This is a genomic window from Bacteroides sp. M10 (assembly GCF_014334015.1).
GTDB lineage: Bacteria > Bacteroidota > Bacteroidia > Bacteroidales > Bacteroidaceae > Bacteroides > Bacteroides intestinigallinarum.
Map to the genome: position 1 here is coordinate 1,092,574 of NZ_CP060488.1, position 22,800 is coordinate 1,115,373.

The window sequence follows — 22,800 nt, forward strand, 5'->3', positions numbered from 1 at the left end:
TTGCCCATGAGAGTCCTGATTATAAATACATCTGAACGAATAGGAGGAGCAGCCATCGCAGCAAGCCGGTTGATGGAATCACTGAAAAACAACGGCATCAAAGCCAAAATGCTGGTACGTGACAAACAGACCGACCAAATCAGTGTTGTCCGCTTAAAAAGTAACTGGTTGCAAGTGTGGAAGTTCATGTGGGAACGGATTGTGATCTGGAGTGCCAACCGTTTCCGGCGTTACCATTTGTTTGACGTAGACATCGCCAACACAGGTACAGACATCACCTCACTCCCGGAATTCCGCCAGGCCGACGTGATCCACCTGCATTGGATCAACCAGGGAATGCTCTCACTGAACGATATACGAAAGATACTGACCTCCGGCAAACCCGTAGTCTGGACCATGCACGATATGTGGCCATGTACCGGCATCTGCCATTACGCACGGGAGTGCAACAACTATCAGCAGGAATGTCATGACTGTCCGTACATCTACAAAGGCGGGGGACGAAAGGATTTATCCTATCGTACGTTCCGCAAAAAACAGAAGTTATACAGCTATGCTCCCATTCATTTCGTCACGTGCAGCCATTGGCTGAAGGAACAAGCCCAGACCAGTGCATTGTTTGAAGGGAAAAGCGTCACCAATATTCCGAATGCTATCAACACCAGCCTGTTCAAACCCATGAACAAGAAGGAAGCGCGTGCCAAATTCATGTTGCCGGAAGGTAAGAAACTGGTTTTGTTTGGCTCGTTAAAGATCACTGACAAACGAAAAGGGGTCGACTATCTGATTGGAGCATGTAAACTGTTGGCAGAAAAGCATCCGGAATGGAAAGACTCACTGGGTGTAGTTGTATTCGGCAACCAATCGCAGCAGTTACAGGAACAACTTCCTTTCCATGTATACCCGCTCCCTTATATCAAGAATGAGCATGAAGTGGTGAATATCTACAATGCCGTAGATCTCTTCGCCATCCCGTCTCTGGAAGAGAATCTTCCTAATATGATTATGGAAGCAATGGCCTGTGGAGTGCCTTGTGTCGGTTTTAATGTGGGAGGTATCCCCGAAATGATCGATCATCTGCACAACGGCTACGTGGCACAATACAAATCTTCCGAAGATTTTGCCAACGGAATACATTGGATATTGACGGAACCGGAATACAATGAACTCTCCGCACAGGCCTGCCGCAAGGTTCTGGGTAATTATTCGGAGAGTATCGTTGCAAAGAAATATACAGATGTCTACAATAAAATAACGGGGAAATATGCATAGTGTCCATCCTACTCCCAAGTTCTCTATCATTACGGTGACATACAATGCTGAAAAGGTATTGGAAGACACGATTCAAAGTGTTATTTCACAAACCTATCATCATATAGAATATATTATCGTGGATGGAGCTTCCAAGGATGGGACTCTCTCTATTATCAACCGCTACCGGTCACGCATACACACCGTCGTCAGCGAACCCGACAAAGGGCTGTATGACGCCATGAATAAGGGCATCGCCCTTGCCAGCGGTGATTATCTCTGTTTCCTGAATGCAGGCGACTGTTTTCATGAGGATGATACGCTGCAACAAATGGTGCACACCATCAACGGCAATGAACTGCCCGATATACTTTACGGAGAAACCGCTATCGTAGACAAGGACAGGCATTTCCTGCGGATGCGCAGATTGTCCGCCCCTGAAACGCTCACCTGGAAAAGTTTCAAACAGGGAATGTTAGTCTGCCACCAGGCATTCTTCCCCCGCCACACGCTCGTAGAACCATATAATCTGCAATATCGCTTTTCTGCAGATTTCGACTGGTGCATCCGCATCATGAAGAAAGCACGTACTTTGCACAATACCCACCTGACAATCATCGACTATCTGGAGGAGGGAATGACTACCCGGAATCAGAAAGCATCCCTCAAAGAAAGATTTCGGATCATGGCAAAGCATTACGGGCTGATTGGAACCGTGGCGCATCATGCATGGTTTGTGATCCGTGCGGTTACTCACCAGTAGGCGAAGGCATATAAAGCATTACCTGATCTAATATCACTCCTTCGTCCAATGCCTTGATTACCAATTTGTGGGACTTCTTTCCAGATATCGGAAGTCGAACCGTTCGGATGGCTTGATTGCGCAGCACGTTCTCTTTCCATTCTTCACTCCGTCCTTTCGTTTCATAAGAGATCACTTCAGGCGCTGCATCGTCCAACGATATTGAGAAACGTAATTGATCTCCTCCCACAGGATGATTAGGCAATAAGCGGATGTCAACCTCTACCAAGTCTGTTTTCCAATTGTCAAAAGAGAACATCAGTGCATCTCCCTTGTCAATGCCTGTCGCTTTGCTTTCATATCCCAGACCCTCACAAATAGCAGAAGTTCCTTTCCGTGCATTCAATGTATTCTTACCATTCGGGATATTCTTCCCATCCAAGCCGTTCCATTTATAGATAGCTACACGCTCTTTCATCATCAAAGAAGTAGCCGTTTTTCTTTCCACGCGATTGAATACGGGGAGTTTTCGGGGTTGAAAATCCATCATGCGGTTCCACTTTCCATCTTCCAGTGAGTTATACTGCTTCGTCAATACTACAATGCTGTCATAGGCAAGATCACTTTTCTCCCAATCCGCTTTCTCGTGGCGGGCTAATTGGGCATATAGCAATTTCCGGTTCATCTGTGTAGCAGCTTGTACCGGGTATTTCACCAATTCAAAATAGGCACTTTGTCTGCCGGATGGGATTTTCGAAGCTGCCCGTTCCACTGTCTCCGACAATTTATCATAAGCCTGCAAACGTCCGTTGATTTCTTTCTCACTCCATGGGAGATCTTTGACAATACGATAAACAGGATCTTTCTCCTCTTCCCTCGTATTTCCCATAAATTCAGGTTTACGAATATAGGCCAGGCGATAGTGTTCCTGCATCACAGGCAATACTGCCTTTGCACACGAAGCTCCCAATTCCCGTTCCAGCCAGTGTTTCAGATGGGAGGTCACTCCTTCCGAGGCCACAGCTTCTATATTCCAGGCCATATCCATAAACAACTCTATCTGATACTCGGCAGGCTTGATATCTCCGACGTTCAGTATCCACATCTTCTGTATGCCTCGACCGTAGGCTAGCTTCATTTGCTGGAAAATCAGATACGGGCTCATCGTACCCAACCAGAGATGGTCGTGCGGACGTCCCCAATAAGAAACATGATAATAGACTCCATTCCCTCCTTTACGTGCGCATTCTTCGGCCGTAGGAAAATGGCGGATATAGCCATAGTTATCGTCACACCACATCAATGTTACATCATCGGGCACCTGTAATCCGGCATGATAAATGTCGAGTACCTCTTTATAAGGGATAAAAACCTGCGGGACTTTAGTTACATCCTTATCAACATATTTTTCAATCAACCCGCGTTGATCTGCAAACACACGGTCTATTACGGCCTTCTGTTCTTCCACCGTCTTCGCTCCCTGCATCTTGCCATCGTGTACACCACGCATACCCAACGTATAGAGTATTTCCTGATCTGCCACCTCTTTTACACGGTCTTCCCAGAATTTGTAAACAGCCGGAGCATTATTCACATAATCATAAGCCCCTTCTCCTCTTCGTTTCCACTCACCGGCAGCGCTGCAAGCCATCGGTTCGCAGTGGGAAGCACCGATGAAGATTCCATATTTCTTGGCAGCTTCCCGGTTACCTTTGGTCAGGAAGAAAGGAAGTGTACATTCGTGCATTGCAGGCCAATAGGTATTGGCACGCAGACGAAGTAAGAGTTCGAAAATACGCTCGTTGGTACGCGGGCCTATCTCACCTTTCACTTTTGAAGGTTCATAGGTCCGACTGCTCCATGGCATCAAGCCCCAGTCTTCATCATTAATAAATATACCCCGATATTCCACCGAAGGAGCCTGAAGACTTTGGAATTTGGAAGATAGCTTAAAAAGTTTCTTCTTTTCCGGAGTTACGTCCGCCCACCATTCCCAGGGAGAGACACCTAACAAACGGGATATTTCGAGTATTCCATAAGCCGTACCATGTTTGTCACTGCCGGCTACGATCAATTTACCCTCCGGAGAAACAGATAATAGAAAAGCCTGCTTCTTGCCTTTTAGCGCAGAAACATCTATGTCGGTCCGGCTGATAAGCTCACTCTGTCCCACCGTTCCTATCACAATTTCACCTGTTTTCTCATTCGCTTGGGTAGTCGACGACAATACTGTCTGAATATCACGCCCCAGCATTTCCAATGCGGTTCGTACAACCAGTTCTTCAGAAGGGCTGCAAGCGATGACAACTGTTTGACCGGAAGTCAAAACAAAATCCTTACTACGAATCGGCAAAGCAACTATCAAAAAGATGAAAAAAGAAAACAGAAGTTTATGTCTCATAGGTTCTATTATTTATAGAAGACAAAATTACAGGTTTGCAGAAAATGTACTATAGAATAGTGTACAATTTCATAGAATTCTGTCCGGCCTATTTAAAATGTAGCAGGCAACGCAAGCAACTGATACATCAGCGTTCGTGCCATGCGTATCTGTCCTTTCGTATTGGGATGCAAACGGTCATATCCCGCATCGTAGAAATAAATCAGTTGTTCTTCCACCATCGGATTCAATCCGGTTATCGCATTAAAATCAATCACGGGGACTCCCCACACATTGCCGGCTTCTTTAACAGCCTGCACGTAGGCATCCACATATTCGCCACAACTGTTCTGGTAGTTTTCATCCGGTTGCACATTCGTTTCTCCAAAATTGGCCAGTGAACGGTGCAACGGGGTCAGCAACACAATCTGCTTGTCCGGGAAGAGTTGTTTCAGTCTATTGATTCCTATGTTGATACGTCCCTTATACGTGCTTCCATCCATTATAGGAGTGCGTTTCTTACGGGTTTCCAGCTTTTGGGTTTGCCCACGGGCTGCCATCACTTGTTCTTCTGTTTCCGTAAACCATTCTCCAATAGGTACACCGTCATTAAAATCATTCGTACCCATCAAAATCACGATAGCATCTACTTCTCCGCCGTGTTCTTTCTTCAGTTGCTCGGCTTGCCGGGGCACATCATTCCATTGCCTGCCACTGATACCATATACATAAGGAGTGATTCCCAGCCATTCCTGCAGAAAATCCCAGTATTTCTTTATCTTGTCACCATAACAGTTGGGATCTGTAATAGAGTCTCCCAAATATCCCACTCTTTTTCCTTGCCACGGGTGCCGGATGCATCCATTATTCGTTTCAACAGAGTTTGCCACTTTAGAAGATTGATTCTGTCCGCACAGAAAAGAGGAACAGAAAAACAGGAGGATACATGTGAGTAATAATTTGCTTTTCATCGGTATCATACATTAAATGAGAGATTTGTATTTAATATTCGACAAAAATAACTCAAAAAAATGTAGTTCCAATCAATTTGGACGATCAATCTCATCCATACAACCGGATATATAAACATATTCCTATTTGACTATTCTTGCTAAAATGCAGGTTTACAGTCTTTTTTCAATCAAGTTATCATTGAGTTTTACAGCTAAAACCCTATCTTTGCCACGAACTAAAAGAAAAATTGGATGTTTAACTCATTTTCATTCCATAAGGATTCCGTTCTGTAAATAATCTGTAAACCTTCCTCTCATTACAGATTATCCCTTATGTTTTCTGACATACTCTTGTCAGAGTTACTTTCTATATCTAAATTTTTAAACTATTTGTATGGTCAAATGGTTGCAAGCATCATTATATGCCTCCATTCGCCATACAACTAAAACATTAAAACAATGAGTAACGATTTTAAATCAATCCACGAATTCGATTTTACACTGATATGTAATTACTTCAAGGCATTAAAACGTCAAGGTCCCGGAAGTCCTGAAGTCACACAAAAAGCCGTAAGCTTCATCAACGAACTGTCCGACAAGGCACGAATAGCCGACATTGGCTGTGGCACAGGCGGTCAGGCAATGGCATTAGCCAACTATACGAAAGGACAAATTACAGGTATCGACCTTTTCCCCGACTTTATCGAGCTATTCAACAAAAATGCAATAGAAGCCCATTGTGAAGACAGAGTAAAGGGTATCGTCGGCTCCATGGACGCTCTGCCGTTTCAAGAGGAAGAACTCGATCTGATCTGGTCCGAAGGCGCTATCTATAACATAGGATTCGAACGCGGTATGAACGAATGGAACAAATTCCTGAAAAAGAACGGATTTATCGCTGTAACGGAAGCCTCCTGGTTCACCCCTGAACGTCCCTCCGAAATAGAAGACTTCTGGATGGCCAATTACCCGGAAATCGATACGATCCCAAGAAAGATAATGCAAATGGAAAAAGCAGGATATATCCCGACAGCCCATTTCATTTTACCGGAAAATTGCTGGCTCGAGCATTTCTATGCTCCCCAGTTCCCGGTTCAGGAAGCTTTCTTAAAGGAATATGCAGGAAATGACGCAGCCACAGACCTCATCACCGGGCAACGGTATGAAGAGAGCCTATATAATAAGTATAAAGAATATTACGGCTACGTATTCTATATAGGACAAAAAAGAGATTGATTATCTGCCGGAGAAGTTAGCAAGATAGGACAACTCTCCGGCATTTATTATCCTTTACTTTGCAGAAAACATGGAGACGAAAGATATCAATAAACAGGAATATCAGTTACGGATCAATAAAGTGACCGACTATATTCACAATCACATAGACCAGCCGTTATCATTACAGAAAATGGCAGGTATTGCCTGCTTTTCTCCTTTCCACTTCCATCGCGTATTTACAATTCTGACGGGCGAAACGCCTACGGATTATATCAAACGTACCCGGATTGAAAAAGCAGCCCTATTATTAAAACGAAACAAGGAACTTTCCGCCACTGAAATCGCCCGCCTTTGCGGCTTTAGCAGCCTTTCACTTTTAAGTCGCAATTTTAGGTTACATTTCAGTATGACGATCCGGAAGTTCCGTTCATTAAAATAAAACTCTAAAGAATATGGAAAAAGAAAATAAGATTCTGATTTTTCGAACTTCTATCACTCAAAAGCGTGACATCAAGCGCATAGGAGAGCTTTTGGCAGAGTTCCCCCAAATAGACAAATGGAATGTGGACTTTGAGGACTGGGAGAAAATATTAAGAATCGAGTGCAGGGATATCTCTGCACTCGAAATATCGGAAGTACTCCGGAACAATCATATTTTTGCCACCGAACTGGAATAAAACCGGGAAGAGAAAACCTCTCAAACTCCCAACAACTGTTTCAATTCAGTCACTCCTTCAGAAGCTCCCTTCTGAATCACATGTATCGAACGGGAAGTATGCGTATCTACCGGTTTCGGATCAATCAGATACACCTCTGCTCCTCTCGGTACATAATGAAGCAACCCCGCCGCAGGATATACATTAAGCGACGTACCGATAATAACGAAAATATCCGCTTTCTCCACATATTGGATGGCTGTTTCAATTTCCGGCACAGCTTCTCCAAACCATACGATAAAAGGTCGCAATTGAGTGCCGTCGCCGGCTTTGTCTCCCATCTTCACTTCATATTCTTCCGGTTTCAGCTCTTTTATGTAATGGGGATTATGAGGATCTCTACTGGAACACACTTTCGTCAGTTCACCATGCAGATGAACGATATGGCTGCTCCCGGCACGTTCATGCAAGTTATCGATATTCTGTGTCACCACCGTTACATGGAAATTTTTCTCCAGTTCCGCCAACAATTCATGTCCACGATTCGGTTTTACCTCCAACAACTGTTTCCGACGCTCATTATAGAAATTAATCACCAAAGCCGGGTCACGCTGATAACCTTCAGGAGTAGCCACCTGCTCCACAGGATATTTATCCCACAAACCGCCTGCATCGCGAAATGTACTAATCCCACTCTCGGCACTCATACCCGCACCCGTCAAAACTACCAGATTCTTCATTACTATTCCTCCTTCTTTTTTAATAGCCACACAAATGTAATCAGAATCATCGAATAAAAGAATACTTTCTTACGCTTAATATAATCCGGTTTATACAGAACTTTAAGATGAAAGATGCAGATAGTTAGCATTATTTATGGCAACAACTATTCGTCTGACTACTGTTATTCTTTCGTCTGACAACTGTCAGACGAAAGAATAACAGTAGTCAGACGAAAGTTCAACAGTTGTCAGACGATTAATTATCTACATAAACCAACCTAAAGAATAAGAATAAGCCGATTAAATCCTACGAACAAAAAAACTAATTCTTTAAAGAAAAGCGATTAACTTTCACAGATATAAGAATTTTTAAATAGCAAATGCTAAATCATTCAAATAAAACACGTACTTTTGCGATTCATAAATTTGCAATTGATTGAAAGCTAAAACCATGATGGTGATACATTTCAATCGCCAACAAAAAACATTATATGGATAAATTCAGTTACGCTATTGGCCTCGGAATTGGTCAAAACTTATCAAGTATGGGAATCGGAAACCTTGCGGTAGATGATTTCGCACAAGCAATCAAAGACGTATTGGAAGGCAATCAGACGGCTATCAGCCACAATGAAGCCCGCGAAATAGTAAACAAGTATTTCGAAGAACTGGAAGCTAAAATGGGTGCCGTTGCTATCGAACAAGGACAGGCTTTCCTCGAAGAAAACAAAAAAGGACCGGGCGTAGTTGTTCTTCCCAGCGGACTACAATATGAAATTATCAAAGAAGGCACAGGCAAAAAGCCGAAAGCTACCGACCAGGTAAGATGCCACTATGAAGGAACATTGATCGACGGTACACTGTTCGACAGCTCTATCCAACGCGGAGAACCGGCTGTATTCGGTGTCAACCAAGTAATCCCGGGATGGGTGGAAGCATTGCAGCTGATGCCGGAAGGTTCTAAATGGAAACTGTATATTCCGTCAGAACTTGGCTATGGCGCAAGAGGTGCCGGAGAAATGATCCCTCCTCATAGCACACTCATTTTTGAAGTAGAATTACTCGAAGTATTATAAATAAAAAATTTCAAAGCAAAATGAAAAAAGTTAGTATTTTTATGGCAATCGCCGCTGCTGCAAGCCTTGCTTCTTGTACAGCTCAAGCTCCTAAAGCAAATCTGAAATCAGACATCGACTCACTGTCGTATTCTATCGGTATGGCGCAGACTCAAGGTCTGAAAGGCTATCTGACAGGCCGTCTGGACGTTGATACTACCTACATGGCAGATTTCATCAAAGGTTTGAACGAAGGTGCAAACAAGACTAGCAAAAAAGACATCGCTTACATGGCAGGTCTGCAAATCGGTCAGCAAATCAGCAACCAGATGATGAAAGGTATCAACCAGGAATTATTTGGCACTGACTCTACTAAAACTATCAGCAAAGAAAACTTCCTGGCAGGTTTCATCGCAGGTACTTTGGAAAAAGGCGGCGTAATGACTATGGAAGCAGCTCAAGAATATACTCGTACAGCTATGGAAACGATCAAAGCTAAAGCTTTGGCAGAAAAATATGCTGACTACAAAGCTGAAAACGAAAAATTCCTTGCTGAAAACAAGACTAAAGACGGTGTAAAAACAACTCCGAGCGGTCTGCAATACAAAGTAATCACTGAAGGTAAGGGTGAAATTCCTGCTGACACTTGCAAAGTGAAAGTAAACTATAAAGGTACTTTGATTGACGGAACAGAATTCGACAGCTCTTACAAACGTAACGAACCGTCTACTTTCCGTGCTAACCAAGTAATCAAAGGCTGGACAGAAGCATTGACTATGATGCCTGTAGGTTCTAAATGGGAACTTTACATCCCTCAAGAACTTGCTTACGGTGCAAGAGAATCTGGCAATCAGATCAAACCGTTCTCTACTTTGATTTTCGAAGTTGAACTGTTGGGCATTGAAAAAGATAAGAAATAAGAAAGTTCTTTCTAAATAGAAAAAGGAAAGAGGTGCAAAACATTTGCGCCTCTTTTTTTTGCTTTTTCCTATTTTTTTTCTCGGAAAAGAAGAATAATTAAAATAAATCTCTATATTTGCTTACTATTTGATAACAACAGGAAATTACAATTTATTATTATGGAAAGAATAGACAACCTCGACAGGCAGATCTTAGAGATTATCTCCCAGAATGCCCGCATCCCTTTTAAAGACGTAGCAGCCGAATGTGGAGTGTCACGCGCAGCTATTCATCAGCGTGTGCAAAGACTGATTGACCTAGGTGTCATTGTAGGCTCTGGTTACCACGTTAACCCGAAATCACTGGGATACAGAACTTGCACCTACGTGGGTATCAAGCTGGAAAAAGGCTCCATGTACAAATCTGTCGTAGCGGAACTACAAAAAATTCCCGAAATTGTGGAATGTCATTTCACTACAGGCCCGTACACAATGCTGACAAAACTTTATGCGTGCGACAACGAACATCTGATGGACTTGCTGAATAACAAAATGCAAGAAATACCGGGTGTGGTAGCTACCGAGACATTGATTTCTCTGGAACAAAGTATCAAGAAAGAAATCCCCATCCGCGTTGAAAAATAATTGTGATGGAGTTTCTAAATGAATATCACCTTGCAGGGTTATTCATCGGAATATGTACCTTTTTGATTATCGGCCTTTTTCACCCCGTCGTGGTAAAGGCCGAATACTATTGGGGTACAAAATGCTGGTGGATATTCCTGGTACTCGGCATAGCCGGTGTGGTCGCCTCATTAAGCATCGATAATGTGATTTTATCTTCTTTGCTTGGCGTGTTTGCGTTTTCTTCCTTCTGGACGATTAAAGAGGTCTTCGAACAGGAAGAGCGGGTACAAAAAGGATGGTTCCCCAAGAACCCGAAGCGCAAATATAAGTTCTAAAAATAAAGTATCGTAGTTTTTTATCAAAAGGATTTGCATAATTCGAGGGAAAATACTACTTTTGTCACCGCATCCAACAAAGGATACATCGGACTTGTAGCTCAGTTGGTTAGAGCAACAGACTCATAATCTGGAGGTCCCTGGTTCAAGCCCAGGCTGGTCCACATTAAAAATCAAGCAGTTACGAATTTCGTAGCTGCTTTTTTCTTGCTCTTGCGTAAACAATGCGTAAACAAACTGTTTGAGTTGGTTATGTTTACGCATAGAACTTCTGTGAAACTCCATGCAATCCTATATCATGTTTATCAAGGCAGGTAGTCAATGTGCTCATACATGACGGTTAAATAAATTCAAATATATCCTATTTGCATCTGATTTATAGAATAATATTGTAGTTTTGTACTGCATAATGCATTTGTGGCAAGCCATGACCATTATAGTGCTCTTTCTTGAAAAAGGAAAGTGAGTTTGCCTAACCATCGTGGGAGGGTTATCCCATTCCGATGAATCAATGCGTAGAGGGAATGCCAGTCGGAGGGTGTTCTACGACAAACGAAACGCGAGAGTTGCTTCAGGGGTTGAGACCGATAAGCATAAGCCCGGCTACCAGTCAGCGACAGAAGACAACGAGATTGCACCGCTGCATATAACAACAATGTTTTTATCCACCTAAGGATAGGGACTTAGTGGTTATATGCAGCGTTTTGTGTATGTATGCCTCACATTGCAAAGCGTCTGTGTTCAGAGGTTATGTTGAACATAAACAATGAATGCAATGGAAAAACTGACAAAGTCCATGTCCCTTTTCAAAGAACGGAATTGTTCTGTCTCTATCGTGTTGGATTCACGCACTCGCAGAAAGAATGCGTATGAGTTCCCTTTATCCCTACGTTTCACAATTGACCGCAAGTTCTTTTATCTTACAGTTGGAAGTTCTTTTACTGAGAAAAAGTTTTCGGACATCTGCAATGCGACTAAATGCAAGAGCGAGAACTACAAACTTCAAAAGGAATGGAAAGATACCATTACTCCCAAATACAAGGATATTCTGACGAACCTGAACAAGGGCGGTATCCTGACATTTGAAATGGTACGTCAATGTATCATGGGCGAAGGAGTGGTGCTTTTTAATGAGGACACAACAAAGGCTCAATCCTTTGTTAGTGTATGGGAGCAAGTCATTCACGAACTACGCACAGACGACGGTGGAGTGCGTTTTACCACAGCAGAGAGCTATGAGTGTTCGCTCAAATCATTCAGAAAGATACTCGGAACAGATGTGGTCAAGGGATTCTGTATCAGTGCCGCAGAAATCCAGAAATGGAAAGAGGGGATGCACAATGGAGTGAAAGATGAAAATGGGGCAATCATTGGAAAAATCAGCGATACTACGGCAGGAATCTATCTGCGCTGTTGCCGTGCTGTATGGAATCGGTGCATACACGAGGGCTTCCTTAAAGATGTTCCTTACCCTTTCTCTAATAAGAAGGAGAAGGGGCTTGTAAGCATACCCAAGAGTACGAAGCGCAAACAGAGTTTCTTGAACGTTAGTCAGATGACGGAACTCTACAATCTTTTTGTCTCGAAGAAATACCCCGAACACTGGTCGGAAGACTATGTGAAACGCGCACATTATTCATTGGGACTTTTCCTTGCCCAGTACCTGTGCAATGGCTTCAATATGGCTGATGCCGGACGATTGACTTACGATAATTACTATTATCAGACAGATGGCAAGGCTTTTCGCTTCAACCGAAAGAAAACTTCCCGAAGAAGTGCTGACGGTTCCGAGGTAATAGTTCCCATCATCCCTCCTTTACAATATGTGTTAGACGAAGTGGCGGCACCTCCGACTCGGGGCGGTCTGGTTTTTCCCCATATATTAAAAGGTGCGGAAACAGAAGAACTGCGCCGTAAATACACCATGCAAGAAAACTCAAATGTAAAAGACCGCATCATCAAGATATGCCATGAAGCACTGCACTGGGACAAGTCCATCCGTCCGTCCGGTACATGGTGTCGTCACTCGTTTGCCACCAACCTGCATAATGCAGGGGTAGATATGGATTATATCTCTGAAAGTATGGGGCATTCATCTTCCGAGCATGCAATCACCCAAATATACATTGAACATTACCCTCTGGAAATTCAGATGGAGAATAACTCAAAGCTGTTAAACTTGGAAGAATCTTCTGCAAGGGATGTGTTGTTGGCGAAACTGGCAAGTATGTCCACGGAAGAATTGGCCAAATTGTTTACACGATAATACGACTTTGAAGATGATAAATTTCATAGAGAAAATAAGTGACTACTTCAAGAGGAAAGATCACGCAGATATGGCTATTCATGCATGGAAATCAGCTCATGAAGAGTCGTATGCCGATTTCTGTAAACGCATGGACGCTGTAGGCAAGGGGAACTTATCTGTTTTGATGGATATATACCAGATGATGCGGGATTGTACACCGCCCGAAGCCTTAATGCTGTATAACTGGCTTTCTGATTTCATGAATGGCAAAGATGTACAGAATATAGCCGATCAACAGTGGGCTGGTAGATATACAGATATTATAGCCCAATGTATCACTAACAAACGGCTGTGGATAGGTATCAATGTAAAAACGGGCACAGTAGAGTTACTCACATCTCCAAAGTCAGAACTACTGATGGTTCGTTCTGAAACACCTATTGAAATTTGGAACCGTCTGCCACAGGAAACGAGAGCCTATTTGACAGGACAGTTGGATGTACTCATAAGGAATAGTAAAGGATGCTATCTGATGAGCAAACTGGAAAGAAAGATGGTGTACCAATCCCTGACGTACATCTTACGAATCATTATCCTTTCTCATGCTGTTTTTGTTGGTGGGCTAATGGCTAATCTGTATGATTATGTGATGGAAAAGAAAGAAACATTGGCTTATTGTATGTATTATTTCGTGGTATTTGACCATGGTCTTTCACGTATGGCCAAGTTACTTGACTGCCTGTTGAACAATGGTGAGGTTGATAATGGCGACATGATTTTGATTAAATCATGCGTTGCTGCTCTTGTAACTCAAAGCATCGAAATGGGGACTGAAAGCAAAGCCGGATGGGAAGATGCTGTGGAAACCTGTAATCCAGAAATATGGAAAGAAGTGATGTTTGCCTTGCGAAAAGTAAAAGGCAGACGGGGAAATCGAAAGGTAGTACAATCACTGGATGATATTCTTACAGGAGATAAGGTGCATATCAAGCAGGGAATCCGTCTTTTTCTTGAAGAGAACACTGAGGACATAAGCCTTGCCTACCTGTTGAAAGCATTGGTAAAAGCAGGAATGGTGAAAGCCTCTATAAGATACATGACATTCCATCGTGCCATAGAGCAGTTCTCCCAACGACATTACGGACACGATATACCACAGAAACGATATGGTGAAATCAAGGATATGACTTTGAACTCGCCTCAGAGAGGAAGCAGTTATACCAAGGCAAAACGAATAATAGACCGATGGTCGGAGTATTTTATCAATAACGGGTAGTTGGAAAATCCAGCTATCCGTATTTTGTCCGCAAACATCTGTTGAAATACGGTCGGTAAAATTAAAGTGTAAATAAACCGACCGATACGCAGAGTTTCATACACCACCTTTGCTTGTGAAATCGGTTTCACAGAGTTGAACCGAGGCTTAAATTATTCAATAATCAAACAAGTAAAGACATGGAAGAAAACTTCAATCTCAACCAGCTACTTCAGAAGCCCATCGCCATGATGACGGGCGAAGAACTTTGTTTTCTTATCACCAAGAGTGTGGAAGCCAGCGAAAAGCCCACTATCCAAACAGCATCCAAAGGCAATTACTATGGGATAGAGGGGATTGCCCGTATTTTCGGATGTAGTGTCCCCACTGCCAACCGCATCAAAAAGAGCGGCATCATAGACAAGGCTATCACACAGATAGGACGAAAGATTGTGGTGGACGCAGACCTTGCGCTGTCTTTGGCAAAGGAATCAGGTGGAATCCGTATTAAAGAGCAGTAGTATGGATGGAATTTGGAAACAGCAGCTGACAACAGACAGCTACGGGAATCCTGTCCGTTCCATCAGTAACCTTAGACTCATTTTTACATCGGACGAAAATTTGAGGTTGATAAAGTACGATACCTTTTGTCAAGACGATGTATGTTTCAGCCCTTTGTTCCGAAATGTTAATGGGAATAAGGTTGATGAGGAATCAGCAGGAAAGATACAAGACTATTTGGAAAGGACATATAGACTGCGTCTGACACAGAGTAAAGTCTTTGAGATACTGAAGACCACTTCTTCAGAACGAAGTTTTAATCCTGTACAGGAATTCATCACGCAAGAGACATGGGACAGACAGCCTCGTATAGCTACAACCATCATAGATTATCTCGGAGCTGAGAACAATCCGCTTGTCAGGGAACAGACAAAACTGTGGTTTGTGGCGGCTGTGGCACGTGTATTCTGTCCCGGTTGCAAGTTTGACAACGTACTGACCTTGCCCGGTCCGCAGGGTATCGGGAAAAGCACCTTTTTCAAGACCATCAGTGGAAAGTGGTTTAACGACTCGTTCTCTTTCGCCAGTGGCGATAAGGAGAAAGTAGAAACCATAACCAATGGCTGGATTATTGAAATCAGTGAGTTGAATGGTTTGAAACGGGCGAATGATGCAGAGGCAGCCAAGGCTTTTCTGAGCCGTTGCAGCGACTATATGCGTCCTGCCTACGGACATAAAGTGGTGGAGTTTATGCGACATAATGTCTTTGAGGCTACTACCAATGAGACAAACTTCCTGCAAGGAGACAATGGAAACCGCCGCTAGTGGATAATTCCAGTCAAAGGCAATGGTCATGTATCCGAATGGCTGGATACTCTACAATGCGCTGTTCCCCAACTTTGGGCAGAAGCATACGCCTATTATCGGCAAGGGATGAAACTTTACTTGACAACAGACATGGAATTTAAAGCCAACGAGATACAGGTGCAACATTCCAGCATCCTTGTTGACCCCATCATGGAAGATTTGGAGATGTTCTTGGAGCGTGAGGTACCCATGCAGTATGCAAGTTGGACCATTCCTACCCGACTGGCTTATCAAAAAGGGGCATACTCAGAGCCAAACTCAACAATGACTTCACTCAACATGGTTTGCGCCCGGCAGATTATCGAGGAAATGCCTAATGATTTGGTCAGACGCAATCCGTCCAAATACACTTCGCTATATATCAACCGCCTGATGTCAATGATTCCAAACTGGAAACGGAGCACTCAGGAGAAGGTCAAGGGCTTGCATCCTGCCTATTGCGACAAGACGGGGCGGACAAAACACCCGTGGGTGAGAGTGGGTACACCTAGTGAAAAAGCCTGTACCACATTACCAAGTGAACCGGATTTACCATTCTAAATTTCAAAATAAGGGAAAAGAAAAATATCATGTCCCTTTGTCCCTCTTTCCTTTGAAAAAGAATAAAAACAAAAAAACAGAGAAAAGAGAAAGTTACAGGATATGCTTTGGGACATGGGACAAAATAATTGAAAACATGAGAAAGGAAGAACTTATCAAACAACTGCAAGAATGTGCTCCGCTACTTGCAAATGCGGTCAGCCACATGGTAGAGTATATTCAAGACCGTTGCCCTGCGGCATATCCGAGCAAAGAACAGACCGAAGCTGTGAACGACTACCTGCACAGTGTACATGCTGATGGAGACGGTAGTATGTCAGAAAAGAATTGCGAACACCGCCGTATCGCCTCACAGAATATCACCATTGCCGCTATCCGCATATTGGACAGCCGACAACTTGACAGGCTGCAAAACGTGCTTGACCATATCGCATACGATAGGGAGTATTATATGCCGGAGAGAGGTTGCGGAATGCACCGTTGATTTTCTCTTTTGGCTGCACCATTTATAAAACACCTTCAAACAGACAGACGATGAAAACAAACTTGAATTATTGTATCGTGCTTTCGTCAGAGCAACTTTCGTATTTGGCAGGAAGCAAGTACGGCATTGACCGCATGAAGATTTTGCACCGACTTATTGAAGCGGCTGTATTGAAAGAAACAAAGTATGCCATCAAAGGTTTTTCCACGACCTTGCAAGTGGGGCAAGCCATCCTTTCTGAGGTGGATTTGTCCAGCAAGTTGGGCTATGACAAAAAGACCATATCCCGTGTGCTTGACAAGATGAACCAGTTGGGAATTGTCGCAACCACGCAGAGTAACCGAACAAGCGTCCACACGCTGAAATGTATATCAGCATGGATGCAAGAGGGCAACCGCATAGACAATCCTTTCTATGTCCGGCTGAAAGACTGACAAGATGAAAGAGAGAATGTGCCTGTTATACCAGAAGAAGGCGAACTGCTTTCCCTTTCTTCTTTCCCTTCTGTTTCAGTTCCTCCACAGCCTGCGGCAGAGGAAGAATCTGATGAGGGTATTCCGACAGATAATATGGCATAACCATATCGGGGAAGCTATGTGTCCGAAGTTGTTGTATATAGTATTGCAAGAAGTTCCTATGTCGCACAAATTCGCTCCGCTTATTCGTACCACATAGGCATATGCCGGCAGTCGCAAGCTCCCACCGTGCTGTCCCTTTTTAATTGATGTTTTACTCATAGCATAACAGAGTATGAAGAAAAAAAAGAATACAGACAAGAAAATCACAAGGCGCACCCTGCGGCTTGAAGCCAGAGTAACGGAACAAGAATACACCCAAGTGGCGGAACTTGCTAAGACCTGTGGTTTGTCTATGAGCGGTTATATACGGCGTACTGCTTTGGGGCAACACCCACGGCAACGGTTGACTAACCGTGAAGTGGAAGCTCTGTGCAGCCTGACGGATGCAAGGGGTGACCTTATCCGTATTGCGGCAGCTGTGAAATCCATTCAAGCGGATAAACGGGCAATCTATTTCAGCGATACCCGGTTTGTGGAGCAATGGATGAGAGCTGCTACTCAGCTTATCAATCGCTGGAGCCAGATAGAAAATTACCTTACTGAATAAATTCCCTCACCTATTATGATAGCAAAAGCCTCCACCATATCGCATGGCGCAAATGCCATAAGATATTCCGTCAACAAGGAGAAAGCAGATATAGTCAAAGCCAATCTCTTGCCCGATAATATCTCACCGGAAGCAATGTACGGACGGATGATGCTCGTACAGAGAAAGTTTGCCGAGAATATCAACAAGGGCAGACCGCTTGGCAGGAATGTAATAAGAATTGAGATTTCCCCATCCGAAGAAGAAAGCCGAGGATGGACAATGAATGATTGGGCAAGTTTGTCAAATGAGTTCATCCGTGTGTTTGATTCCATTGACCTCTCCGGCAAGACCAAACGGGCTTCCTCAAAGCAGACTAACCTCAAAGGTTCGCAATACATAGCCGCCCTGCATCGTGATTCCAAAAGTGGCATTCTCCATCTGCACATTGATGCCAACCGTGTGGACATGGAAGGCAGAATAAACGACAGCCATAAGATTGGTGAGAGGGCTGTCATGGCTGCGAATATCATCAACGAAAGACGCGGCTGGATGCAATCTGAAGAAATAGGCATACGGCATAGGCAAGAAATCTCAGTCTGTTGTATGGAGATACTTCGCAAGATGGACAAATTCAGTTGGAAACAGTATGAAGCAGAACTGACAAAACGGGGCTACAAAGTACATTTGCAAGAGAAAGAAAGTGGCGGTGTTTACGGTTATTCCATCAAACGCGGCAACTCCATTTATAAATCATCGGTGCTAGGTATAGGACGAAGCCTTACCCCATCAAAGATAGAGGCTACTTAGGCGAAACTCCATCCGCAGGAGAGGAAGTCCGAACCGACAAAACCTATTTCCCAACAAACACGGACAGCAGATATTACTCCTATTTCACAGCCTGTGATAAAGCACTACAATATAGCGACAGACGAATATCACAGTTACCATGTGGAGATACCCGAAGCGGCAGACAATATCATCCGACAGAATTGTTCTTTGGAGGAAGCACATCCATTAGCTAAACTGGAAGAAATACAGCACACGGCTCTTTTGCTCTTTGCAGGATATTTGGATGCTGCTACAAGTATGGCGACATCAAGTGGTGGTGGCTCTGATACAGGAGGTTGGGGAAGAGATAAGGACGAGGATGAACTTGAATGGGCGCGTCGTTGTGCAAGAATGGCAAACAGCATGTGTAAACGCAGAAAAGGACTTCACAGATAAATGAACCATTAAAAAGCAAGAATCATGGGAATTAGAAAATCAAACATCACTCCATCAATAAACGTTGATGATATGCTTAAGTCGGCTGAAATAAGCCATGAAATAGAGGCAGAGAAACAAGATGTCGACAAGCTACTTGTAGAAATACGTGAGGCGAAAGAGACTTTATTGAAAATCCAGCAAGACCTTCAGAATGTTATCAAAGCAGAGGATGATGTCACAGTGGCATTAAAGGCTGCTATTGATAGTTCCGACAATATCATCAACGGCATTTGCAATGCGATTGTAAAAGCAGAACGAAACACACAGTTCAAGGCTACTATAAAATCTGAGCATCTTGCTCAGCTTCAACAACTTTTAGATAAAGCTATCGAGACATGGAAGACCATGTTGGAAAATCATTGTTCCAAACAGGCAAAGATGCTAACTGAGCATGAGTTCAATATGCGCAAAATCCTCAGACGGAACGAGGGTATTTGGTTCTCTGACTTTTGGATGAAAGTCTTGGGGATATTTTTGTTCGTTTACACAGTGACATTAGTGCTGGTTGCATATTGTGTTACATGAAACATCATGTGCAATGTAACAGACTGCTACCTGAATGTGTCATGGATTATTTAGAGGATAGTTGACAGGTAATCCTGAGCCTTATCCTATGTGTACAGGCTGGGTATTGAACCCAGCCTGATATTATTTCATCAACACGGCATCATGATATAGTTCTGTTTTCGTTCTCTTTATTAGACTTTATTAATCAAGAGATTCTGGCAGTTCATCATCAAGGTCATTATCACTTTCTGTTGTTTTGGAAGCCACCAGCATATTGGTTATTTCCGTTAAGAACGCAACGTCACTAAAATAATAGTTTGGATCGTTGGCCAACTTGTCTTCAATGTAATCAAAGCCATAGTTGGCATACTCTTCCATTTTCTCCATCATCTTATCAACTACAGTTCTCAATGTAATTTCACCTTTGTCTAATGCAATGAAGTCAATATCAGTTCTTGCAATTAATGCAGCAAAAATATAGCGACGTATATTCCCATATGAGGTTCTGCCGATACGATTCTCAATATTTCCCCAATATTGGATAGCTTGACCGAATACTTTCTTCTTGTCTCTGTCTTCAATCAATGGCTTTGTCCTATTGTGATATAATCCGATAAAGAACGCGATAATGAAAATCTCATAACCTGCTCCAAAAATTTTACCACGAGCTTCCAAGAAGCTACTCACACCTTTTCCATAATCGCAGAATACATCTACGACAGTCGATTGGTAACGTCGTTCCCAAGAGGGATTACGTTTAGCCCATGATTCATATAATGATTCCATTGTCTATTTGATTTTATTGATTATCGTACGTATAGTCGCCATATTAGTCTGATCGAAGCCATCCACCTTTTTTATACGGTAAACTGAACAAGTCAGCTTGTTTATATCTTCTTCACGAACTTTACCACGAGTGATAAAATCCTTGGTCACAATTATGCACTGTTTGTCAATCTTATCAATGACGTTATAGAAATCACTTTCCTTTGAATCGCCAAATGACGATGTCGCTGCATCAAAAAACAAAGGATAATCCTCATCCCTCTTTTCTTGAGTAAAATCAGAAATAGCAAAGAGAACAGAGATATACATCACTGTTTTCTGAGAGCCAGAAGGATTGGTGATTTCTGTGCCATTGGAGCTATAGAGATGAATCTCTGTTGAATCGTTAGCAGTCTGCACTAAGCGCACTGTTCCATGGAAGTCATTTGCACTAAGTTTATCTAAATATTCATTAGCTCTTTTCTCCAACTCTGTGAGGAATCTTCGCAAATTATCCTTTTGTGCACGGAAAAAGGCCTTGTTTATTTCCTCTAGAACCTTGTGAACTTTCTTTAGAATTTTAACCTGAGAATTTGCAGGATTAAGATTATTCATCTGTTCCTTCAACTCGTCCATTTTTGATATATTGTTCTCCAATTCATCTTCCAACTGACTCAGTCTGACGGATGCTCGTTCTTTCTGTTCATACCAGCCCTTAATATCATTGAACTGACTCTCAAGGAGGCTCTCAGAAACATTACCAGCTTGAATAAGGATACGAGCCTTTTCGTCTTGCAAATCCTGAATATCCTCTTCAACGTCTTTCAACTCATTTTTTCGCAATGCGACAAGATTTAGCCAGTCGTCAATTTCTCCTGATATGCCGAAAATTTTAGATTCTTCGGGACCGCTGAGTGAAATACTGAGTGAATGTAATTCGGTAATATAGTCATTTTTAAATAAAGATTCTTCATCAATGGATTTTATTGCAGCGTCACGCTTACACTTGGCTTCAACATGCGCACGGTATTCTTCGAGACGATGAACCATAAAGTTATATGCATCAGATCCCTCAGAAGCTTCACGACCACATACTTTACAGATGTGGTCATTTATCATATCTTCCATAGTTTCTTGGTTAGGCAAATACCATGGGAGTTCTGTTGCACCATTTACCAATGCACCTTGAATTTCCTTGATAGTCTCAAGTTTTGCTTTGGCAGCGGCTTGTTGCTTGTCGAAATTCTTCTCTTGAACACGTCTTTCTTTACTAAGAGCAGCACACTTTTGTTTAAATTCCGTTAGGACATCTCCAAATGGTGCTAATATCCAATATTCGTCAAGAAGACAATGATTGTAGTCTTTCTTCTTGATTGTTGCCATGAGCTGAGTTTTCTTTGAAGTCTTAGTTTTAAGGCGTTCTTGGATATCACGATATTTTTCTGAAGTCTCTTGGTTTTGTTCAAGTTTGTTGAGATTAGATGAGAAAGTGGCGATTGCATCTTTCTTGTCCTTGATATCCTCTTTATTTTGTTGGATTTCGCCACTTAGACGCGTCATTTGCAATTCAAGAGATTTTGTCTCTTTTGAAATCTTGTCATCAGATTTCATCTCTTGTAACAAAGCCTTATTTGCCTTTTGCTCAAATGAGTCTGTATTAGCAACAAGCCCATCAAACTTATGAATATCAGAGAATTTGTCGACCAATGTCTTCAAGGAGGCTGCGTTATCGAATACGCTTAGATCAGATTCACCTTTGAACATACTAAATCTACGAATGAAAGAATCATAGCATCGTGTTATCAACTGCTTGCCATCCACAGACTCACGTTCAATTCCATTAGTCTCGTACCCATGATAAGAAGCATTACTTACACTATAGGTATCATGACCTGTCTTTACGATTGAAAAAGATTTTTCAACCATCTTCTCTCCATCATGGTCAAAAGTCATTGCCACATAAACCTCGTCATGTTCGCCAATTTCCAGCTTAGACTTTCTCATTTCCGAAACGTTGGAAAGGTTGGCACGCTCTGATGTTGTGTCAAATAGCCATTCCAAGGCCTCAAAAAAGGTGGTTTTACCATCTCCGTTGTCACCAAGAATTAGCGTGAGGCCATCAGAAAACTCAAAATGGTTATTCTCACCATAATAGCTTCTGAAGTTTTTGATATCGATTGATTTGATTCTCATACGTTACGTTTTAGATAATCGTTAATCTCTTTCCAAAGTTCTCTTTCTGTAGCTCCTTCATTTGTACGACTAATAATTTGTGCAACTGCACTGATAACACAATTGTCGGAGTCTATTGCTTGGTATATATTGCCAATGTCTTCCGCAGTGTAACCACCAAACTCCATCAGCTTATCATCAAGTAGTACAGCCTGAAGTATCTTTTCGTTGTTTGTCATTGATGCCATTT

General features: G+C 42.6%; 21 protein-coding genes, 1 tRNA gene and 3 pseudogenes. 19 read left to right on the forward strand and 6 right to left on the reverse strand.

All coding sequences use genetic code 11. The features are described 5' to 3' along the window. Positions 1–6: 6 nt before the first annotated feature. Positions 7–1,272, forward strand: coding sequence for a glycosyltransferase family 4 protein (locus H8796_RS04185; protein WP_008775236.1), 1,266 nt, complete (start codon positions 7–9; stop codon positions 1,270–1,272). After that, positions 1,265–2,014 carry a glycosyltransferase family 2 protein gene (locus H8796_RS04190; protein WP_004311135.1) on the forward strand — a complete coding sequence of 250 codons (750 nt, stop codon included), beginning with the start codon at positions 1,265–1,267 and terminating at the stop codon, positions 2,012–2,014. Before H8796_RS04185 ends, H8796_RS04190 begins: the two co-directional genes overlap by 8 nt. Here the strand turns inward: H8796_RS04190 and H8796_RS04195 are convergent. Both H8796_RS04195 and H8796_RS04200 read right to left on the reverse strand, forming a co-directional pair. Then, positions 2,001–4,394, reverse strand: coding sequence for a glycosyl hydrolase 115 family protein (locus tag H8796_RS04195; protein WP_117932757.1), 2,394 nt, complete (start codon positions 4,392–4,394; stop codon positions 2,001–2,003). The genes H8796_RS04190 and H8796_RS04195 overlap by 14 nt on opposite strands. Positions 4,395–4,486: 92 nt before the next feature. After that, the gene (locus H8796_RS04200) at positions 4,487–5,344 is read right to left on the reverse strand and encodes an SGNH/GDSL hydrolase family protein (RefSeq protein WP_117932949.1); all 858 of its coding nucleotides are present in this window, start codon (positions 5,342–5,344) and stop codon (positions 4,487–4,489) included. A 441-nt stretch (positions 5,345–5,785) separates the two neighbouring features. On the opposite strand from H8796_RS04200, the gene H8796_RS04205 reads away from it, so the two are divergent. From H8796_RS04205 to H8796_RS04215, 3 genes are all read left to right on the forward strand, one after another. After that, on the forward strand, positions 5,786–6,562 hold the full coding sequence (locus tag H8796_RS04205) for a class I SAM-dependent methyltransferase (RefSeq protein WP_117932755.1): 777 nt from the start codon (positions 5,786–5,788) through the stop codon (positions 6,560–6,562). Between the two features lie 70 nt (positions 6,563–6,632). Continuing rightward, positions 6,633–6,983, forward strand: a complete 351-nt coding sequence (locus tag H8796_RS04210) for a helix-turn-helix domain-containing protein (RefSeq protein ID WP_117932753.1) — start codon at positions 6,633–6,635, stop codon at positions 6,981–6,983. Positions 6,984–6,996: 13 nt separating this feature from the next. Further along, a complete protein-coding gene (locus H8796_RS04215) occupies positions 6,997–7,221 on the forward strand; it encodes a hypothetical protein (protein ID WP_009001116.1) in 225 nt (74 codons plus the stop codon). A 20-nt stretch (positions 7,222–7,241) separates the two neighbouring features. Here H8796_RS04215 and H8796_RS04220 read toward each other — a convergent pair whose 3' ends face one another. Next, positions 7,242–7,940: an NAD-dependent deacylase gene (locus H8796_RS04220; protein WP_117932751.1), complete on the reverse strand. Its 699-nt coding sequence runs from the start codon at positions 7,938–7,940 to the stop codon at positions 7,242–7,244. A gap of 473 nt (positions 7,941–8,413) precedes the next feature. Between H8796_RS04220 and H8796_RS04225 the strand changes: the two genes are divergently transcribed. From H8796_RS04225 to H8796_RS04290, 14 genes and pseudogenes are all read left to right on the forward strand, one after another. Then, positions 8,414–8,998 carry an FKBP-type peptidyl-prolyl cis-trans isomerase gene (locus H8796_RS04225; protein WP_008775241.1) on the forward strand — a complete coding sequence of 195 codons (585 nt, stop codon included), beginning with the start codon at positions 8,414–8,416 and terminating at the stop codon, positions 8,996–8,998. Positions 8,999–9,018: 20 nt separating this feature from the next. Then, positions 9,019–9,897 carry an FKBP-type peptidyl-prolyl cis-trans isomerase gene (locus H8796_RS04230; protein ID WP_117932749.1) on the forward strand — a complete coding sequence of 293 codons (879 nt, stop codon included), beginning with the start codon at positions 9,019–9,021 and terminating at the stop codon, positions 9,895–9,897. A 159-nt stretch (positions 9,898–10,056) separates the two neighbouring features. Next, the gene (locus H8796_RS04235) at positions 10,057–10,521 is read left to right on the forward strand and encodes an Lrp/AsnC family transcriptional regulator (RefSeq protein WP_004302580.1); all 465 of its coding nucleotides are present in this window, start codon (positions 10,057–10,059) and stop codon (positions 10,519–10,521) included. 5 nt (positions 10,522–10,526) lie between these two features. Further along, a complete protein-coding gene (locus H8796_RS04240) occupies positions 10,527–10,838 on the forward strand; it encodes a DUF4491 family protein (RefSeq protein WP_004302581.1) in 312 nt (103 codons plus the stop codon). A 90-nt stretch (positions 10,839–10,928) separates the two neighbouring features. Further along, positions 10,929–11,002: transfer RNA gene (locus H8796_RS04245), tRNA-Ile, on the forward strand. A 611-nt stretch (positions 11,003–11,613) separates the two neighbouring features. Further along, positions 11,614–13,104 carry a tyrosine-type recombinase/integrase gene (locus H8796_RS04250; RefSeq protein WP_187343937.1) on the forward strand — a complete coding sequence of 497 codons (1,491 nt, stop codon included), beginning with the start codon at positions 11,614–11,616 and terminating at the stop codon, positions 13,102–13,104. A 13-nt stretch (positions 13,105–13,117) separates the two neighbouring features. Further along, positions 13,118–14,362, forward strand: a complete 1,245-nt coding sequence (locus H8796_RS04255) for a DUF6043 family protein (protein ID WP_117932945.1) — start codon at positions 13,118–13,120, stop codon at positions 14,360–14,362. 179 nt (positions 14,363–14,541) lie between these two features. Then, complete coding sequence (locus tag H8796_RS04260) at positions 14,542–14,862, forward strand: DUF3853 family protein (protein WP_004323931.1); 321 nt, start codon at positions 14,542–14,544, stop codon at positions 14,860–14,862. Position 14,863: 1 nt separating this feature from the next. Beyond that, positions 14,864–16,249: pseudogene (locus tag H8796_RS04265) on the forward strand (VapE domain-containing protein). Between the two features lie 136 nt (positions 16,250–16,385). After that, complete coding sequence (locus H8796_RS04270; protein ID WP_004323933.1) at positions 16,386–16,733, forward strand: hypothetical protein; 348 nt, start codon at positions 16,386–16,388, stop codon at positions 16,731–16,733. 50 nt (positions 16,734–16,783) lie between these two features. Further along, a pseudogene (locus H8796_RS04275) lies at positions 16,784–17,311 on the forward strand (hypothetical protein). Between the two features lie 172 nt (positions 17,312–17,483). Continuing rightward, positions 17,484–17,858, forward strand: a complete 375-nt coding sequence (locus H8796_RS04280) for a hypothetical protein (protein ID WP_004323935.1) — start codon at positions 17,484–17,486, stop codon at positions 17,856–17,858. A gap of 15 nt (positions 17,859–17,873) precedes the next feature. After that, a pseudogene (locus tag H8796_RS04285) lies at positions 17,874–19,064 on the forward strand (relaxase/mobilization nuclease domain-containing protein). A 24-nt stretch (positions 19,065–19,088) separates the two neighbouring features. Next, positions 19,089–19,631 (forward strand): hypothetical protein, encoded by a 543-nt coding sequence (locus H8796_RS04290; protein ID WP_007219214.1) that lies wholly within the window; start codon positions 19,089–19,091, stop codon positions 19,629–19,631. A 183-nt stretch (positions 19,632–19,814) separates the two neighbouring features. Here H8796_RS04290 and H8796_RS04295 read toward each other — a convergent pair whose 3' ends face one another. From H8796_RS04295 to H8796_RS04305, 3 genes are read right to left on the reverse strand one after another with little or no spacing between them, the layout of a single operon-like run. After that, entirely contained in the window at positions 19,815–20,399 is a 585-nt protein-coding gene (locus tag H8796_RS04295) for a hypothetical protein (RefSeq protein ID WP_004323938.1), read from the reverse strand. Between the two features lie 3 nt (positions 20,400–20,402). Next, positions 20,403–22,571 (reverse strand): AAA family ATPase, encoded by a 2,169-nt coding sequence (locus H8796_RS04300; RefSeq protein WP_004323939.1) that lies wholly within the window; start codon positions 22,569–22,571, stop codon positions 20,403–20,405. Further along, positions 22,568–22,798 (reverse strand): hypothetical protein, encoded by a 231-nt coding sequence (locus H8796_RS04305; RefSeq protein ID WP_225987840.1) that lies wholly within the window; start codon positions 22,796–22,798, stop codon positions 22,568–22,570. Before H8796_RS04305 ends, H8796_RS04300 begins: the two co-directional genes overlap by 4 nt. Positions 22,799–22,800 lie beyond the last annotated feature (2 nt).

Coding starts and splice junctions, on each gene's coding strand:
- H8796_RS04185 (WP_008775236.1), top strand. CDS start 7: ATGAGAGTCCTGATTATAAATACATCTGAACGAATAGGAGGAGCAGCC.
- H8796_RS04190 (WP_004311135.1), top strand. CDS start 1,265: ATGCATAGTGTCCATCCTACTCCCAAGTTCTCTATCATTACGGTGACA.
- H8796_RS04195 (WP_117932757.1), bottom strand. CDS start 4,394: ATGAGACATAAACTTCTGTTTTCTTTTTTCATCTTTTTGATAGTTGCT.
- H8796_RS04200 (WP_117932949.1), bottom strand. CDS start 5,344: ATGAAAAGCAAATTATTACTCACATGTATCCTCCTGTTTTTCTGTTCC.
- H8796_RS04205 (WP_117932755.1), top strand. CDS start 5,786: ATGAGTAACGATTTTAAATCAATCCACGAATTCGATTTTACACTGATA.
- H8796_RS04210 (WP_117932753.1), top strand. CDS start 6,633: ATGGAGACGAAAGATATCAATAAACAGGAATATCAGTTACGGATCAAT.
- H8796_RS04215 (WP_009001116.1), top strand. CDS start 6,997: ATGGAAAAAGAAAATAAGATTCTGATTTTTCGAACTTCTATCACTCAA.
- H8796_RS04220 (WP_117932751.1), bottom strand. CDS start 7,940: ATGAAGAATCTGGTAGTTTTGACGGGTGCGGGTATGAGTGCCGAGAGT.
- H8796_RS04225 (WP_008775241.1), top strand. CDS start 8,414: ATGGATAAATTCAGTTACGCTATTGGCCTCGGAATTGGTCAAAACTTA.
- H8796_RS04230 (WP_117932749.1), top strand. CDS start 9,019: ATGAAAAAAGTTAGTATTTTTATGGCAATCGCCGCTGCTGCAAGCCTT.
- H8796_RS04235 (WP_004302580.1), top strand. CDS start 10,057: ATGGAAAGAATAGACAACCTCGACAGGCAGATCTTAGAGATTATCTCC.
- H8796_RS04240 (WP_004302581.1), top strand. CDS start 10,527: ATGGAGTTTCTAAATGAATATCACCTTGCAGGGTTATTCATCGGAATA.
- H8796_RS04250 (WP_187343937.1), top strand. CDS start 11,614: ATGGAAAAACTGACAAAGTCCATGTCCCTTTTCAAAGAACGGAATTGT.
- H8796_RS04255 (WP_117932945.1), top strand. CDS start 13,118: ATGATAAATTTCATAGAGAAAATAAGTGACTACTTCAAGAGGAAAGAT.
- H8796_RS04260 (WP_004323931.1), top strand. CDS start 14,542: ATGGAAGAAAACTTCAATCTCAACCAGCTACTTCAGAAGCCCATCGCC.
- H8796_RS04270 (WP_004323933.1), top strand. CDS start 16,386: ATGAGAAAGGAAGAACTTATCAAACAACTGCAAGAATGTGCTCCGCTA.
- H8796_RS04280 (WP_004323935.1), top strand. CDS start 17,484: ATGAAGAAAAAAAAGAATACAGACAAGAAAATCACAAGGCGCACCCTG.
- H8796_RS04290 (WP_007219214.1), top strand. CDS start 19,089: ATGGGAATTAGAAAATCAAACATCACTCCATCAATAAACGTTGATGAT.
- H8796_RS04295 (WP_004323938.1), bottom strand. CDS start 20,399: ATGGAATCATTATATGAATCATGGGCTAAACGTAATCCCTCTTGGGAA.
- H8796_RS04300 (WP_004323939.1), bottom strand. CDS start 22,571: ATGAGAATCAAATCAATCGATATCAAAAACTTCAGAAGCTATTATGGT.
- H8796_RS04305 (WP_225987840.1), bottom strand. CDS start 22,798: ATGGCATCAATGACAAACAACGAAAAGATACTTCAGGCTGTACTACTT.